The organism is Enterococcus sp. DIV1067f, from assembly GCF_050543505.1.
GTDB classification, from domain to species: domain Bacteria; phylum Bacillota; class Bacilli; order Lactobacillales; family Enterococcaceae; genus Enterococcus_D; species Enterococcus_D entomosocium.
In genome coordinates this window covers 1,890,872-1,907,756 of the sequence record NZ_CP172940.1, presented here as the reverse complement: position 1 = coordinate 1,907,756, position 16,885 = coordinate 1,890,872, and the positions used below count along the sequence as shown (strand labels likewise).

Annotated in this window: 13 protein-coding genes; 8 read left to right on the top strand and 5 right to left on the bottom strand. The window is 41.9% G+C overall.

All coding sequences use genetic code 11. The annotated features are described in order from the left end of the window. The first annotated feature begins 13 nt into the window (after positions 1 to 13). The 3 genes from tig to yihA all read left to right on the top strand — a co-directional run bounded on the left by tig (position 14) and on the right by yihA (position 3,422). A complete protein-coding gene (gene tig / locus IGJ42_RS08875; RefSeq protein ID WP_005235710.1) occupies positions 14 to 1,297 on the top strand; it encodes a trigger factor in 1,284 nt (427 codons plus the stop codon). A 225-nt stretch (positions 1,298 to 1,522) separates the two neighbouring features. Then, complete coding sequence (gene clpX, locus IGJ42_RS08870; protein ID WP_005235713.1) at positions 1,523 to 2,767, top strand: ATP-dependent Clp protease ATP-binding subunit ClpX; 1,245 nt, start codon at positions 1,523 to 1,525, stop codon at positions 2,765 to 2,767. 70 nt (positions 2,768 to 2,837) lie between these two features. After that, positions 2,838 to 3,422 carry a ribosome biogenesis GTP-binding protein YihA/YsxC gene (gene yihA / locus IGJ42_RS08865; protein ID WP_008382206.1) on the top strand — a complete coding sequence of 195 codons (585 nt, stop codon included), beginning with the start codon at positions 2,838 to 2,840 and terminating at the stop codon, positions 3,420 to 3,422. A 129-nt stretch (positions 3,423 to 3,551) separates the two neighbouring features. Here yihA and tnpA read toward each other — a convergent pair whose 3' ends face one another. Beyond that, complete coding sequence (gene tnpA, locus IGJ42_RS08860; protein WP_430615199.1) at positions 3,552 to 4,004, bottom strand: IS200/IS605 family transposase; 453 nt, start codon at positions 4,002 to 4,004, stop codon at positions 3,552 to 3,554. A 316-nt stretch (positions 4,005 to 4,320) separates the two neighbouring features. On the opposite strand from tnpA, the gene IGJ42_RS08855 reads away from it, so the two are divergent. Then, on the top strand, positions 4,321 to 5,202 hold the full coding sequence (locus tag IGJ42_RS08855; RefSeq protein ID WP_005235716.1) for a helix-turn-helix transcriptional regulator: 882 nt from the start codon (positions 4,321 to 4,323) through the stop codon (positions 5,200 to 5,202). A 111-nt stretch (positions 5,203 to 5,313) separates the two neighbouring features. On the opposite strand, the gene IGJ42_RS08850 is transcribed toward IGJ42_RS08855, so the two are convergent. After that, on the bottom strand, positions 5,314 to 5,490 hold the full coding sequence (locus IGJ42_RS08850; RefSeq protein ID WP_005235717.1) for an SPJ_0845 family protein: 177 nt from the start codon (positions 5,488 to 5,490) through the stop codon (positions 5,314 to 5,316). A 130-nt stretch (positions 5,491 to 5,620) separates the two neighbouring features. Between IGJ42_RS08850 and IGJ42_RS08845 the strand changes: the two genes are divergently transcribed. Beyond that, complete coding sequence (locus IGJ42_RS08845; protein ID WP_016611865.1) at positions 5,621 to 6,952, top strand: hypothetical protein; 1,332 nt, start codon at positions 5,621 to 5,623, stop codon at positions 6,950 to 6,952. A gap of 42 nt (positions 6,953 to 6,994) precedes the next feature. Here IGJ42_RS08845 and IGJ42_RS08840 read toward each other — a convergent pair whose 3' ends face one another. The 3 genes from IGJ42_RS08840 to IGJ42_RS08830 are packed head-to-tail and all read right to left on the bottom strand — an operon-like array spanning position 6,995 to position 10,603. Beyond that, the gene (locus IGJ42_RS08840; RefSeq protein ID WP_005235722.1) at positions 6,995 to 8,920 is read right to left on the bottom strand and encodes a PTS fructose transporter subunit IIABC; all 1,926 of its coding nucleotides are present in this window, start codon (positions 8,918 to 8,920) and stop codon (positions 6,995 to 6,997) included. 13 nt (positions 8,921 to 8,933) lie between these two features. Continuing rightward, the gene (pfkB, locus tag IGJ42_RS08835) at positions 8,934 to 9,851 is read right to left on the bottom strand and encodes a 1-phosphofructokinase (RefSeq protein ID WP_008380122.1); all 918 of its coding nucleotides are present in this window, start codon (positions 9,849 to 9,851) and stop codon (positions 8,934 to 8,936) included. Next, positions 9,848 to 10,603, bottom strand: coding sequence for a DeoR/GlpR family DNA-binding transcription regulator (locus IGJ42_RS08830; protein WP_420657524.1), 756 nt, complete (start codon positions 10,601 to 10,603; stop codon positions 9,848 to 9,850). The genes pfkB and IGJ42_RS08830 overlap by 4 nt, the downstream gene beginning before the upstream one ends. A 205-nt stretch (positions 10,604 to 10,808) precedes the next feature. On the opposite strand from IGJ42_RS08830, the gene IGJ42_RS08825 reads away from it, so the two are divergent. The 3 genes from IGJ42_RS08825 (at position 10,809) to ligA (ending at position 16,777) form a co-directional block, all read left to right on the top strand. Next, the gene (locus tag IGJ42_RS08825; RefSeq protein WP_420657525.1) at positions 10,809 to 12,275 is read left to right on the top strand and encodes an alpha-amylase; all 1,467 of its coding nucleotides are present in this window, start codon (positions 10,809 to 10,811) and stop codon (positions 12,273 to 12,275) included. A 214-nt stretch (positions 12,276 to 12,489) separates the two neighbouring features. Then, positions 12,490 to 14,733, top strand: a complete 2,244-nt coding sequence (gene pcrA / locus IGJ42_RS08820; RefSeq protein ID WP_430615197.1) for a DNA helicase PcrA — start codon at positions 12,490 to 12,492, stop codon at positions 14,731 to 14,733. Between the two features lie 13 nt (positions 14,734 to 14,746). Continuing rightward, positions 14,747 to 16,777: an NAD-dependent DNA ligase LigA gene (ligA, locus tag IGJ42_RS08815; RefSeq protein ID WP_086299399.1), complete on the top strand. Its 2,031-nt coding sequence runs from the start codon at positions 14,747 to 14,749 to the stop codon at positions 16,775 to 16,777. The last annotated feature ends 108 nt before the right edge of the window (positions 16,778 to 16,885 follow it).

Sequence of the window (16,885 nt, the reverse complement as noted above, 5' to 3'; positions counted from 1 at the left end):
CGGAGGGAAATAAATGACTGCAAAATGGGAAAAAACAGGCACCAATGATGGTGTTTTGACATTTACGATCGCTCAAGCGGAAATCCAAAAAGGCTTGACGACTGCATTCAATAAAGTGAAAGGCAATCTTAACGTACCTGGCTTCCGTAAAGGGAAAGTTTCACGCCAAGTATTTAACCGTATGTACGGCGAAGAAGCGTTGTATGAAGATGCATTGAACGCTGTTCTTCCAGAAGCTTATGAAGCTGCTGTAAAAGAAGCAGGGATCGATCCTGTTTCGCAACCAAAAATCGACGTTGACAGCATGGAAAAAGGTCAAGACTGGGTAATCAAAGCAGAAGTTACTGTAAAACCTGAAGTAAAACTTGGTGATTACAAAGATTTAACTGTTGAAAAACAAGACCGTGAAGTAACAGAAGAAGACGTTGATGCACGCATCAAACGCGAACAAGAAGCACAAGCTGAATTAGTTATCAAAGAAGACGAAGCAGCTGAAAATGGCGACACAGTCGTTATCGACTTTGAAGGCTTCTTAGGAGAAGAAACATTTGAAGGCGGCAAAGGTGAAAACTACTCACTTGAACTTGGCTCAAACTCATTCATCCCTGGTTTTGAAGAACAATTAGTAGGAACAAAAGCTGGCGATAGCAAAGACGTTACCGTGACTTTCCCAGAAGATTATCAAGCAGAAGATTTAGCTGGTAAAGAAGCAGTCTTCAAAGTAACGGTTCACGAAGTAAAAGCAAAAGAACTTCCTGAATTAGATGATGAATTCGCAAAAGACGTTGATGACAGCGTTGAATCATTAGCTGAATTAAAAGAAAAATATCGTGCTGAATTGACTGAAACAAAAGAAAAAGCAGCAGAAGATGCAAAAGATGAAGCTGCGATCCGTCAAGCAGTTGAAAACGCAGAAATCGTTGAATTACCACATTCAATGGTACATGATGAAGTACACCGTTCAATGGATGAGTTCTTGAACAATATGCAACGTCAAGGAATCTCACCAGAAATGTATTATCAATTAACTGGTTCAACTGAAGCAGATCTTCACACACAATTTGAAGGCGAAGCAGAAACACGCGTGAAAACAAACCTTGTCATTGAAGCAATCGCTAAAGAAGAAGGTTTGGAAGCAACAGAAGAAGATATCGAAAAAGAAATCAAAGAACTTTCTGAAGCTTACAATATGCCAGTAGATCAAATCAAACGCGTCTTAACAGAAGACATGTTGAAACATGATATTACAATGAAAAAAGCAGTTGAACTTGTAACAGGTACTGCAAAAGAAGCGTAGGCAAAACTCTAAAAACGGCGAACATCTAGTGGTGTTGGCCGTTTTTTCATGGGAGTAAATAGGGGGTATTTCGGAATTACTAACAAATGATAAGAAAACGTTAGGCAAAGTAAAAATGACTTTTTCTTTCAAAAAAGTTATGATATGATTGTTTAAGACTGCAAAGTTAGTAAACCAAATTCCACTCCTTTAAATAGGTTGGAAAATTTTCAAGGGGTGAACAGTATGTACGATAATACAAACGGTAATGAAGCTGTTCGTTGTTCTTTTTGCGGAAAAACGCAAGAAGAGGTGAAAAAGATCGTTGCAGGGCCTGGGGTCTATATCTGTAATGAGTGCATTGATTTGTGCAAAGAAATCATTGATGAAGAGTTTTACGAAGAAGCAGTTCGGGAGTTTACCGAAGTGCCGAAACCGCAAGAACTATTGAATGTCCTCAATGAATATGTGATTGGACAAGATCGTGCCAAACGAACATTGGCTGTAGCGGTTTATAATCACTACAAACGCGTCAATGTAGAAACGACAGCTGAAGATGTGGAGTTACAGAAAAGCAATATTTGCTTGATCGGACCAACAGGTTCAGGTAAAACATTTTTGGCACAAACGCTAGCACGTTCACTGAATGTGCCTTTTGCAATCGCTGATGCAACCAGTTTAACAGAAGCCGGCTATGTCGGTGAAGATGTGGAAAATATTCTTTTGAAGCTTTTACAAGCTGCTGATTATAATGTAGAAATGGCTGAAAAAGGGATTATCTATATTGATGAGATCGATAAAATCGCCCGTAAGAGTGAAAATGTATCGATTACTCGTGATGTCTCCGGTGAAGGTGTTCAGCAAGCTTTGCTGAAAATCCTAGAAGGAACCACTGCTAGTGTGCCGCCTCAAGGGGGACGGAAACATCCGCATCAAGAGATGATCCAAATCGATACGACCAATATTCTCTTTATCGTTGGTGGGGCGTTTGACGGGATCGAAACAATTGTTAAAAACCGCTTAGGTGAAAAAACCATTGGGTTTGGTACAAACAACAAACGTCTTGAAGAAGGCGAGAGCGTGATGCAACAGATCATTCCTGAAGATTTGCTTAAATTCGGTTTGATCCCTGAATTTATCGGCCGTTTGCCAGTGATGGCTGCTTTAGAGAAATTGACGGTAGATGATTTAGTGCATATTTTGACTGAACCAAAAAATGCCCTTGTCAAACAATATCAAAAATTGATGGCATTAGATGACACAGAACTCGAATTTGAGCCAGAGGCTTTACGTGCGATTGCTGCGCAAGCAATTGAGCGAAACACCGGTGCTCGTGGATTACGTTCGATCATCGAAAATATCATGATGGAAGTCATGTTCAATGTTCCTTCTGATGAGTCGATTCAAAAAGTCACTATTACGGAAGAAGCTGCGAAAGGACTTGGCGAACCAAAAATCATTTACAATGAAGAGACAAAAAAAGCAGTCTAATCGAGACCAAGTCGGATAGTTTCATTGCTATCCGGCTTTCTTTTTGAAAAAAATGAAAAGGAGCGATCCAATGAAAGTACATGAAGCTGAGATCGTCATTAGTGCTGTTTCACCAGCACAATACCCAGATACACCCTTACCGGAGATTGCCTTAGCAGGGCGCTCCAATGTCGGTAAATCTTCCTTTATCAATACATTGATTAACCGTAAAAACTTAGCCCGAACCTCGTCAAAACCGGGGAAAACCCAAACATTGAATTTTTATTTGATTGAAAATACGCTGCATTTTGTCGATGTCCCTGGCTATGGCTATGCAAAAGTATCAAAAACCGAGCGAGCAAAATGGGGAAAAATGATTGAAACGTACCTCGAACAAAGAGAGCAGCTGCGAGCAGTAGTATCTTTGGTAGATTTGCGCCATGCACCTTCCCAAGAAGATGTTCAAATGTATGAATTTTTAAAGTATTATGAGATCCCTGTGATCGTTGTTGCCACCAAAGCAGACAAAATCCCTCGTGGGAAATGGAATAAGCATGAAAGTATGATCAAAAAAGCGTTGTCCTTTGATCCAGCTGATACGTTCATTCTTTTTTCTTCCATTACCAAACAAGGAAAAGAAGAAGCATGGAAAGCCATCGAAGCAGCAATCAAATAATTTTGAGTAAATATCCACCCGTGAAACGGGTGGCTTTTTAACAGCCCTAGAAGGGCTCACCACTCGCTAGCCCCTTAAAAGGGGCTTTTTAAATGACCACCAACCGCTCATAGCCCTATCTCTCTTTAACTATTTAAATGGATCTACATACTCTTGTTTACTTATACTATCTCTTATTCGATCATCTGCTTCTTGTTCTCGAATATATTTTTCGATTGTTTTTTGATTTAACCCAACCGTACTCACGTAGTATCCTTTGGACCAAAAGCTTTTATTCCCATACTTATATTTCAAATTCGCATGTTTTTCATGGATTAAGGTTGCACTTCGTCCTTTTAAGTAGCCCATAAAACTAGAAATACTAATCTTTGGTGGTATTCTTACTAACATATGAATATGGTCAGGCATGGCATGAGCTTCAATGATTTCAATATCCTTCATCTCACACAATTTTCTTAATATCTGACCAATACTTACTCTTAACTTTCCATAAATCACTTTTCGTCGATACTTCGGGGTGAAGACTATGTGATACTTACAATTCCATCTGGTATGTGCTAAACTTTTATCGTCGTTAGACATAAAAAAACTCCTTTCGATCTGATATGCGGTTGGTAGCCACTATTAGTATATCGAAAGGAGTTTTTTATCGCTAAAGCTATTTCGTCCACGCGTAGAAACGCGCGGTTTTTTTGTTTCGTACGCTACGCGAACGAAACTGACTAAAGTCATTAATAAAGAAACGAAGCGAGCAAGTCGCTCCCTTCGTTTTTTTGCTTTTTAAAAGTAAAAATTGGGGATTTAGGCTATTCTACGGAGCGTAGAGTGCCAAATTTGCCCAATTTCAGCGAAAATCTCCTTAATATTTGTTAAACTTGTAACAAGGAGGTGTGGTCGAATGCATGAAACATTAAGTAAAAAATTAAAAGACTATCGATCAAGACATAACTTAACCCAGAAGGAATTAGCTGCGAGGTTATTTGTTTCTGATAAGGCCATTTCAAAATGGGAACGAGGAAATGGGTTGCCAGACATCGAGACATTGGTTCGTCTCGCCGATTTATTAGGCACTCCAGTGGAAGAGCTATTAAAAGAAAAGAAAGAAACCTACTATTATGAATACAAAAGTGAACGGAGGGTTCTACGGCTTCCGTTAATGCACATTTTGATTCCCAATTTATTCTTATTACTGAATCAAGTGACGAGCGTTCGAGAGTTTTTTGTTCTGATGAAAGAGGTACCAACTGCCAGCGGCTGGTTTAGTCTTGGTGTCAAAGCCAAAGGGGTTATTGCTTTGGGAATTGTCAGCTTAGGTTTTTTATCGATTGGCTTATTGTCCTTCGGAATGCTGGGGATTGGGACAGTCAGCACCGGTGTTATTGCAATAGGGAACCTCTGTTTTGGCTTTTTAGTTGGGATTGGCAATCTTGCTGTCGGCTCGATTGTTGTCGGTAATCTTGGCATTGGCTGGCTCGCTTTAGCAAATGTCGCAATTGCGTGGATTGGGGTTGCCAATTACGGCGTGGGGAGTTTTATGGCTGTTTTGCCATCAAATTCAACCACAGAGGATTTTAACCAAGCCATTCAACAACTCTTAGCTTCGGAGATCCCTGACTTGATCAAGACCACTATCTTTGAACCAATGATTCATTTTACAAATTCACCGATTTTTGTGGTGATCTTCGTGATGACGATCTTAGCAGCCGTCTTCCTTATTCTCTGCTTGTTGACCATTGGCTTGGTGCGCTTACGTCAAAGCATGATGTATGAAGAGCTATAAGGAAACCATTAGATGCCAATTCTGATTGCTGCATTTAAGTAGACTCAGTGGCTCATTTTCTATTCGCATAAGTAAAAAGGCAAGGGACGGAAGCGTCCTTTGCCTTTTTTATTAGTCTGCTTTCTTACTATCTTTTGGTTGTTTTTTATTCTCATCATCAGGTTCGTTTTTTAAGAAACGTTCAATATCGTTTTGTTGCTTTTTATTGTCCTTATCGTTATCGGGAAGAAAGGCAAAATCATCAAACATTTTATCTAGCGAGTCTTCTCGTTGGAATTTTAAGCCCATAAGGTTCACCTCCAAGCGCCTTTAGTTTACCACGAACGGTCGTAGATTTCACCAAAAAAAAGCGAAATAGTGTTCAATCGTTTCTCCCTTTACTATAATTAAAGAAAGGGGATAGAAAAGAGGGATAGCGATGATCAAAACTGAAAAAATTTACGGCTTTCTACAATCGACACAAATGGAAGCATCACAGTTGCGTTTGTTGATTGAAAATTGGTTCGCTTTGGTTCGTCTTAGCTATCAGCCGACGGAATACTATTACAATCAGCAAGAAAAGAAACCTTATGATTTTGATGAGGTCAGTCAACTGCTGCATAGCGCCCCTGAAGAAATCAATACTGAATTGATTGTGACGGACGGCCAAAATGAGTCCAGTATCCATATCATTCAAGAGGCTGTTTTACAACGGCACCTGTTTACGAAAGACGTATTTTCCACACAGAAAACAGTGATTTTAAGTTACTTCGATGAAACGATGCAAAGAGATGGAATGTTTGGCTATTTGCGTTCATATGATGAGTACCTGATGCATAACGTCGAGCGAATCGAGAAAAGACAAAATTTTCAATCGATTGCTGAAATCAACGCGTTACCGAAGCGGAAAAATTTTGAACAAGAGATCGTTATTGATTGCAATCAATTTGCTGGGTACGATGTTTTTTACAATGGCTACACACTGACCTCTTGTTGGCGAATGTACTTTTCGGTATTCTATGCTCGTATTATTCCTCAGGTGATCATTACGGATGCGCAACAAGTCGAGCAGGTCCAAGTTAGAGATCAGGGAATCGTGATGGTGGAATTGTATCGCGATCCGTTTCAGTGGGATCACGAGTTGAATCTTTCATACCAGCGTTTGTTTCGCGATCAAACTGGGATCGATCAATTGACATGGGATAATGGCGTCGGTATTTTGAGGGAACCATATATTGAGTACGCCTTTGGCGACCAATTGATCCAAACCATCCAGTACCAAAATGATCGGCTGCAGCCGACGACTAAGCGTAACGCGACACATTTCGTCACTCGAAGCTTCGATTTGGTGAACGAAGAGTACCAGGAGCGACGGGTGAAAGGTTACTTGAATGCACAAGCGTATTTTCCTTGGATCGACCAAGATCGGTTGCGCATGATGGATTATATTGTATTAAAACCGGAATTGACTGTAGATGATGGGGTCGAGGCATATGCCTTTTATATTCGGAATCACCTCGAAATTGATTACTCAGAGGATCGCTTTAAAGACTACACAGCTTGCTTACAATTTTATTTACCAGAAACAGCCTTGAAGGAGCTGCCGATAGACGGATTGAAAGCAGCGATGCCGGATGTTCATTTTGGGTATTTGCACCGCACGCGCAAATATACGTGGGTCAATCTAAAAAAGAATGGCAAGAAACTTCGAGTGTATTTTATGAATACCCAAAAGCTAGTCGAACAGCAGCTCTTTACCAATCAAGAATGAAAAAGACCCGCAAGATCACGAGGATCTTGCGGGTCTTTTCAATTAGGCAGCTTGTTCAGGCGCTTTTTTCAACAAACCGAATACAACGCCAGAAACGATCGCACCGATTAAGATGAATAGCAAGAACAAAATTGGTTTAGATAATAATAGAACAACGAAGATCCCACCATGTGGTGCCATTAATTGGATATCAAAGGCACCGACAAGCGCACCAGTCAGTGCAGAACCAACGATAAAGCTTGGGATCGCCCGCAATGGATCTGCTGCTGCAAATGGGATCGCACCTTCTGTGACGAAGGATAGCCCCATGACGATGTTTGTTAAACCAGCTTCTTTTTGGTCTTTGGTGAATTTATTTTTAAACAATAACGTTGCGACAAAGATTGCCAATGGAGGAACCATTCCGCCCGCCATTACAGATGCCATCACGACGCTACCACCTTCAGCAACGGTCGTTGCCAATGTTGCAGTACCGAAAACATAAGCGGCTTTGTTGATTGGGCCACCTAGATCGGCTGCCATCATTGCTGCTAACAAAGCACCAAGTAAAGCGGCGTTGGTACCACTTAAGCCAGTCAAGAAGCTATTCAAACCGTCATTGATGGCTTTCATTGGCACGTTGATCAGTAACATCAAGAAGCCAGTGATCAATAGGCCGAAAACAGGGTAGAAAAGGATCGTTTTGATTCCTTCTAATGATTTTGGTAAACCTTTGAATAATGAACGCAAGAACTTGATGACATAACCAGCTAAGAAACCGCCAATCAATGCTCCTAAGAATCCAGCACCACCCGTATTTGCTAGGGCACCTGCTGCGAAACCGACGATCAATCCAGGTCGGTCACTGATACTTGAAGCGATGAAACCAGCTAAGACAGGTAACATAAAACCAAATGCCGCGCTACCGATTTGATTGAACCAAGAAGCGGCTTGGTTGTAGTTTCCTAATTGACTCAAGGCATCTTGAGGGACACCCATGAACTGGTCCACCATGAAGGAAATAGCGATCATGATTCCACCGGCAATAACAAATGGTAACATGTGAGAAACACCATTCATCAAATCTTTATAGATTCGTTGACCGACTGAACCATCAGCAGAAGCGTCCTCTTTATCAGAAGCTTGGCCACTACCGTGAAAAACAGGAGCAGTTCCGCTCAATGCTTCATTGATTAATTGCTCGGTCTTACGGATACCATCGCTCACAGGACGGTTTACTAAATGTTTACCGTCAAAGCGATCCATTTCAACTTTTTTATCGGCAGCTACGATCACACCAGCAGCTCGGGCGATATCAGCTTCTGTTAAACGATTTTTGATTCCTTCTGAACCATTTGTTTCGACTTTGATGTCAACACCAAGTTCTTTGGCTTTCTTTTTCAAAGCATCTTCTGCCATGTAGGTGTGGGCGATCCCTGTCGGGCAAGCTGTAACTGCGACGATATAGGGACGTTCGCTAGCAGGTGCTGCTTCTTGGTTTGCCGCTTCTTCTGCTAAAGCATCGGCTTCTTGCTGTGCCTCAGCTTCTGAGAAAAGTTGTTGTACTTGATCAGCAGTTGTCGCTGTTTTTAGTTTAGCAACGAAATCTGGATCGATCAATAAGCGAGATAGAGCTGCTAACGCTTGTAAATGAGTATCATTTGCTCCTTCTGGTGCTGCGATCATAAAGAAGAGGTACGTTGGTTGTCCATCTAACGCCTCATAGTCGACACCCGCATTACTCTTTGCGAATAAAACCGTCGCTTCTTTGACTGCACTGTTTTTGGCATGGGGCATTGCGATGCCGTCACCTAACCCTGTTGAGGTTTGGGCTTCTCGGGCAAGAATTCCTTCTTTGTAGATTTCGACATCTGAAATCCGTCCGACAGCATATAATTTTGCTACCATTTCATCAATGGCACCTTTTTTGTCTGTTGCTTGTAAGTCCATGATCATGGCATCTTTCAGCATCAACTCATTGATTTTCATTTTTTCCATCCTCCTATAGATTCACTTGTTCAATTATGACTTCCGGTAGTAATTCTTCGATAAATGACGCCTCAGCTAAATCATCTGAAAACGCAGTGGCACTGCCACAAGCGACTCCCCATTTGAATGCTTCAACCACATCTTTGGTCTTTGCATAACGCCCAATGAATCCAGCAATCATGGAATCTCCAGCGCCAACTGAATTTTTCAAAGGTCGTTTCAACACATTGGAGCGATAGATCTCATTGCCAGTAAAGAGCAGGGCACCATCACCACCTAGAGAGACGATGACATTTTTAGCGCCATCCTTTAGCATTCTTTGGCCATAAGGCAAAATATCTTCGATTGTTGAAAAAGAAGTTTCATAAAGTTCCGCTAATTCATGATTATTTGGTTTGATCAGCAAAGGCTGATCGGATAAGGCATCAAATAGTTCCGCACCAGTCGTATCAATGACAAATTCTGCACCAGCTTCTTTAACGATTTTGATCAATTCTTTATAAAAGTCGGCTGGAAGACCAGCTGGTTTACTTCCTGATAGGATGACGATGTCTTCGGCAGAAAGAGCGGCTAATTGGTGTTTCAATTCAGCGATTTCTTGCTCTTGAATGACTGGACCAAGGCCGTTGATTTCTGTTTCTTCGCCGGATTTTAATTTGATATTGATCCGGGTATCGGCAGCGACTTGCGTAAAATTGCTGTTGATTTCCTCTTTGGTCAGCCACTCTTCAATAAAACGACCAGTAAATCCGCCAACAAAACCAAGGGCAGTCGAGGAGATGCCAATTCGCTTCAAAATACGTGAGACATTGATTCCTTTGCCACCAGGTAGTTTAAAGTCTTGTTTCATTCGATTAAGGGCACCGATCTCCAAATGATCGACGTGGACGATAAAGTCGATCGATGGATTGAGTGTTACTGTGTAAATCATTGTATTACCTCCATAATGGTTGTTTTTGCTCTGAATTTCGCTAAATAGTTTTTTGGGCAATAATCGGTGATGATCGTTGCACCTTCAATAAAAGCAACTTGAGCAAAAGTTGTTTGCTGAAACTTGGAATGGTCTAGCAAGACATAGCCTTGTTGGCTATGTTCCAGAGCGATCTGCTTGATCAGCGCTTCTTCTGGATCGGGTGTGGTGAAACCAGCTTCCGAATGAGCACCGTTCATGCCCATAAAACAGCGGTTAAAGCGCAATTTACGCAACTGTTCACCGGCATTGATCCCTAACACAGCGTTCGTAGCTATCTTAATGGTTCCCCCTAAAATCATGGTGTCGATCCCGTGATCAATCAGTAGGGAAGCGTGCTTGACGGAGTTCGTGACAACTTTCAGCGCTGTGATGGTCGATAAGAAAGGAATCATTTCAAGGGTCGTTGTTCCTGCGTCTAGATAAATGACTTCACCATTTTTGATCGTTTGTGCGGCTGCGCGAGCAATTTTTTGTTTTTCTATTTGAAACTTCGCTTTTTTTTCAGACATGTTGGGTTCAAAACCTAATTGCTGGCTTTTTTTGGCCCCGCCGTGAATTCTAACTAGAAACCCTTTATCTTCCAGTTCTTGGAGATCTCTGCGGATTGTTGACTCTGAAGCATCCAGCAGTTGGATCAGTTCACTGACTTTGACGATCTCCTCTTGCTCTAATCGTGCCAAAATCGCTTGATGCCGCTCCTCTGTAAGCATTTACATCACCTCTTCACCTGCCATAGTAACATATGATTCATTCAAAATCAATCATAAACAGTGAAAAACATTCAAAATGAAAGCGTGAATAATAGAAATCGGTCACAAACGGTCATGCTAACCTTCATTTTCCTGAGATTGCTGTCCTTATATTTGACAATTTTTACTATTATTTGGCTTAATTGAATTAAGGGGGGATAAATAAATGAATAACAAAGTCATTTTACAAGGGTTCGAATGGGACCTGCCGGCAGATAGCCAACACTGGAACAAATTGAAAGAAATGAGTAAAGAAATCAAAGAGTATGGATTTACCGCAATTTGGCTGCCGCCTGCCTATAAAGGGACAGCTGGGTCCGAAGACGTTGGGTATGGTGTCTATGATTATTATGATCTAGGCGAATTCGATCAAAAGGGGTCGGTGCCAACAAAATATGGGACAAAGGATGAATACTTAGAAGCCATCAAAGCACTGCAAGAACAAGGAATAGAGGTTTATGCCGACATCGTTTTCAATCACTTGATTGGTGCCGATGAAAAAGAAGTCGTTCCAGCGGTTAAATACAATACCGAAAACCGTAATGAACCGATCAGTGATGAGGAAGAAATCGAAGCCTGGACCAAGTTCACATTCCCAGGACGTCAAGGGACGTACAATGATTACGTTTGGACGTGGCATAATTTTTCTGGTGTTGATTATGATGACCGTAACAAAGACCACGGGATTTTTAACTTCGCTGATAAGGGCTGGGAAAGCCAAGTGGATGATGAGATGGGCAATTATGACTACTTAATGGGTTGTGATCTGGACATGGAAAATCCTGAGACGGTGGAACAGCTCAATAAATGGGGGCAATGGTACCAAGAGCTGACTGGTGTTGATGGCTATCGCTTAGATGCGGTCAAACACATTGAGTTCAATTATTATGCGGACTGGATCTTGAACCGTCGGGAAGAAAAAGGCGAACCGCTATTCGTTGTGGGAGAATATTGGTCAGGGGATCTGCCAAAATTAGAAGAGTATTTAGATTCTTCAGGAAATCTGATTTATTTATTCGATGTGCCTTTGCACTATAATTTATATGAAGCATCTCACTCAAACGGCGAATATGATATGAGTCAAATTTTTGCCGGTACACTGACTGCCGCGCGCGAAGATTATGCCGTGACTTTTGTGGACAATCATGATACACAGGTTGGTCAAAGTTTACAATCTTGGATAGACGGTTGGTTTAAAGTCCATGCTTATTCATTGATCCTTTTACGAAAAGCGGGTGTACCGGTTGTTTTCTGGGGTGACTTATTCGGAATCCCAGCGCAAGAAATCGCTCCTGTTGGTGATGCTTTGATCCATATGTTAAAACTTCGAGAGAAGCTTGCATTTGGGAATCAAGTGGACTATTTTGATGATTCTAATTGTATTGGTTGGGTATTAACGGGGGATTATGAACACGAACTTTCTGGATTGGCGGTCGTGATGACCAATGCTCAAGGTGCGGAAAAAGAAATGACCATCAGCGCGATCCATGGTGGAGAGACATTCGTAGATATATTGAGAAATAATGAAGCGAAAGTTGTTTTAGATGATACCGGAAAAGGACTTTTCCCGGTAAATGATGGCCAAGTGTCAATCTATGTGAATGAAAAGCTAGTAGAGAAATACTTTAGCTGATCTCTTGCAATAGACATAATAAAAAGGCTGTAAGTTTACAGCCTTTTTATTATGTAAACAAACAATAGACTGACTTTTTTCTTTCAAAACTGATGGCATCGTGAGTACTAAAATCAAAGCGCTTTTAATTAAAAGTTTTCAAAGCGTTCGGTTTTCCCCTTTCCCGGATAATGCTATAATTGAGAAGATTGAGAAAGAAAGGATGTTTAAAAGCATGTCATCCAAAAGTGAATTACTTGAACGCATGAATCCACGGCAAAAAGAAGCCGTTATGCATACGGAAGGACCGTTGCTGCTGATGGCAGGGGCAGGAAGCGGGAAGACCCGTGTCCTAACCCACCGAATCGCCTATTTAATAGAAGAAAAAAATGTAAATCCATGGAACATTTTAGCCATCACTTTTACCAATAAAGCGGCGCGGGAAATGAAGGAACGGGTAAGCCAATTATTAGGTTCCGGTGGAGAAGACGTTTGGGTCTCGACCTTCCACTCGATGTGTGTCAGAATCTTGCGCAGAGATGTTGATCGAATCGGTTATTCGAAGAATTTTACTATCGTTGATTCTTCTGAACAAAATACCCTGATGAAACGGGTATTAAAAGAATTGAATATCGATCCCAAAAAATATGATCCTCGTTCCATTTTGGGAACGATCTCTCATGCAAAGAACGAGCTATTGACACCTGAAGCTTACCAAGCCATGGAAGGTAGTCTATTTGAGCAGATCGTGGGTCGTTGTTATGAAAAATATCAAAAAGAGCTGCGCAATAATCAATGCATGGACTTCGATGATTTAATCATGAATACGATCCGCCTCTTCCAAGACAATGAAGATGCGCTGCAATTTTACCAACGGAAATTCCACTATATCCATGTCGATGAATACCAAGATACCAACCACGCCCAATACACGCTGGTCAATTTATTGGCCGCTCGTTTTCGAAATCTTTGTGTTGTTGGGGATGCGGACCAAAGTATTTACGGTTGGCGTGGTGCCAACATGCAAAATATTTTAGACTTTGAAAAAGACTATCCGGATGCCGCGACGATTTTGTTAGAGCAAAACTATCGTTCAACGCAAACGATTTTAAATGCGGCAAACCAAGTAATCAAAAATAACCGCAACCGCCCAGACAAAAATCTGTGGACAGAAAATCGTGATGGGGAAAAAATCACTTATTATCGCGGGGATAGTGAACGAGATGAGGCGCGATTTATCGTCAGTGAAATGCAGAAACAAATTGCAGAAAAGAACCGTAAATTCGGTGATTTTGCGATTTTGTATCGGACCAACGCCCAGTCACGGATCATTGAAGAAATGCTTTTAAAAGCCAACGTTCCTTATACGATGGTCGGCGGCAGAAAGTTCTATGACCGCAAAGAAATCCGTGATATTTTGGCTTATTTATCGGCGATCGCCAATCCTCGTGATTCCATCAGCTTGGAACGAATCATCAATGTACCAAAACGTGGGATCGGTGCGACATCCGTCGAAAAACTACGAGATTTTGCGAATCTTCATGAGTGGTCATTGCTAGAAGCAGCCATGAACGTCGAGTTGGCGAATATTTCTGGAAAGGCCGGCAAAGAATTAGGAAGCTTTGGGATGATGATGGATGGCTTCGCCCAAATGGTTCCTTACCTCTCAGTAACTGAACTGACGAAAGAAATATTAGAAAAGACGGGTTATCGTCAAGAGTTAGTCAACCAGAATAATTTAGAAGCAAAAGCTAGACTTGAAAACCTGGAAGAATTTTTATCGGTTACCCAAGAATTCGATAAACGATTTGAGGCGCAAAACGAAGACGATGCAGATGCACCAGATGAGAAGTTGAGTGTTTTCTTAAATGACTTAGCTTTATTGTCAGACGTCGATAGTTATGAAGAAGAAAGTAGTCAAGTGACGTTGATGACCTTGCATGCTGCAAAAGGACTGGAGTTTCCAGTGGTATTCTTGATTGGTTTGGAAGAAAATATCTTCCCGCTTTCTCGGGCTTTAATGGAAGAAAGCGAACTCGAAGAAGAACGGCGCCTTGCTTATGTGGGAATCACTCGTGCTGAGGAAGAGCTCTTTATGACCAACGCTTTTTCCAGAACATTATACGGCCGTACCCAATACAATCGCCCGTCACGGTTTATCGAAGAAATCGAACAAGATCTGCTGCAATCATTAGGCGAGCGTTCACAGCCGAAAGCTGCTGCACCGTTTCAACCAAAAGTCTTTAAACCGAGCTATACACAGCCGCGTCAAACGACCGTCACTTCTAAGCAACAGACCTCTGCAGCGGGGAATACATGGCAAGTTGGCGAGAAAGTTCAACATAAAAAATGGGGAATCGGTACGGTCGTTCGGACGACTGGCAGCGCGCAAGACATCGAATTAGATGTGGCATTCCCACAACAAGGCGTCAAACGACTGTTGGCGGCCTTTGCGCCGATTGAAAAAGTTGAAAAATAAGGAGGATATTAGGATGGATGTCCCTTCAAAAGAAATCCAATCACGAGCAGAAGAGCTACGTACGCAATTAAATCAGTACGCGTACGAATACTATGTAAAAGATCAACCTTCTGTTGAAGATTATCTCTATGATCAGCTGTATGCAGAACTGGTTGAAATTGAAACCAACTACCCGCAGCTAGTAACCGAAGACTCGCCCACCCAACGAGTAGGTGGCATCATTTTACCTGGCTTTGAAAAAGTCACCCATGATATCCCACTTTATAGTTTGAACGATGTGTTTGATAAAGAAGGAATCGTGGCTTTTGATGCCCGTGTTCAAAAAGCATTGGGGAAAGCGGTAGATTATGTCTGCGAGTTAAAAATCGATGGATTGTCTATCTCATTAAAATATGAAGAAGGGCGCTTTGTTCGGGGAGCAACTCGAGGGGATGGTACGGTAGGTGAAAACATTACAGAAAACCTAAAGACCGTCAAATCGATCCCACTAAAATTAAAAGAACCAATCTCGTTGGAAGTTCGTGGCGAATGCTATATGCCAAAGGCTTCGTTTTTGAAGTTGAATCAACAGCGAGAAGAAGAAGGGGTGGAAGTTTTCGCCAATCCGAGAAACGCAGCTGCTGGAAGCTTGCGACAATTAGACACACGGATCGCAGCCCAAAGAAACTTAAGCACCTTCTTGTACACACTGGCTGATTTTGGTCCGATTGAAGCCAATGATCAATTTTCGGCATTGAATGAATTAGATCAATTAGGCTTTCGTACAAATCACGAACGCAGAGTGTGCCACACCATCGATGAGGTGTGGGCATATATCGAAGAGTTTCATGACAAGCGCAGTGAGCTTCCTTACGAGATTGATGGTGTTGTCATCAAAGTCAATAATTTTAAAGATCAAGATGCGCTAGGCTTTACCGTAAAAGCACCCCGATGGGCGGCGGCATATAAATTTCCACCGGAAGAAGCGGAAACAGTGATCGAAACGATCGAATGGACCGTGGGACGAACGGGTGTTGTGACACCGACCGCTGTTATGACCCCTGTCCGGGTTGCCGGAACGACGGTCAGCCGCGCCAGTTTGCATAATGTAGATTTCATTAAAATGAAGGACATTCGCATTGGCGATTCGGTCATCATCTATAAGGCGGGGGACATTATTCCAGAGGTTGCGAAAGTCTTGGAAGAAAAACGCACGGAAACAAGTGAACCCTTTGAAGCGCCTACACATTGTCCCGAATGTGGGAGTGAGCTGATCCATTTAGATGAAGAAGTTGCCTTGCGTTGTATCAATCCGAAGTGTCCAGCGCAGATTAAAGAGGGCTTAAGCCACTTTGTTTCCCGAAATGCTATGAATATTGATGGTTTAGGGCCACGTGTTTTAGAGCAAATGTTCGATAAATCCTTAGTCAAAGATGTGGCCGACTTGTACTTTTTAACAGAAGAACAATTGCTGACCCTCGATAAAATCAAAGAGAAATCAGCTAATAACCTTTTGCGTGCCATCCATCAAAGCAAAGAAAATTCAGTTGAGCGCTTGATTTTCGGGCTAGGCATCCGTCATGTTGGTGCCAAAGCGGCTCGGATTTTAGCGGAACATTTTGGTGACCTTCGGACCCTTAGCAAAGCCAAAGAAGAAGAGATCATTTCGTTGGAAACCATTGGTGCTACAATTGCAGAAAGTGTCGTTACGTATTTTGACAATCAAGAAGTTCACGACCTTTTAGATGAACTTGAAAAAGCGGGTGTTAACTTTGCTTATCTAGGGCTGAGAACGGATCAATTGGAAGAAGTGGAGTCGCCATTTAAAGAGAAAACAGTCGTTTTGACAGGGAAATTGAGTCATTTCACCCGCGAAGAAGCCAAAGAAAGAATCGAAAACCTTGGTGGAAAAGTCACCGGAAGTGTGTCGAAAAAGACTGATATCGTTGTTGCCGGGGAAGAGGCTGGCAGTAAACTGACCAAAGCCCAGTCCCTAGGCGTTACCGTTTGGGATGAAGCTCAAATGGTGGCTGCGATCGAAGGCAGTCATTCGGCAGAACAATAACTGTTAAGTATTGTCACAGACGAGAAGCAGTTGTTTCTTCTTGTCTAATTGAAATCATTTCTTCCCTGCAATACGAGGAAAGAAATGATTTCTGCTTTTATTTGCAAT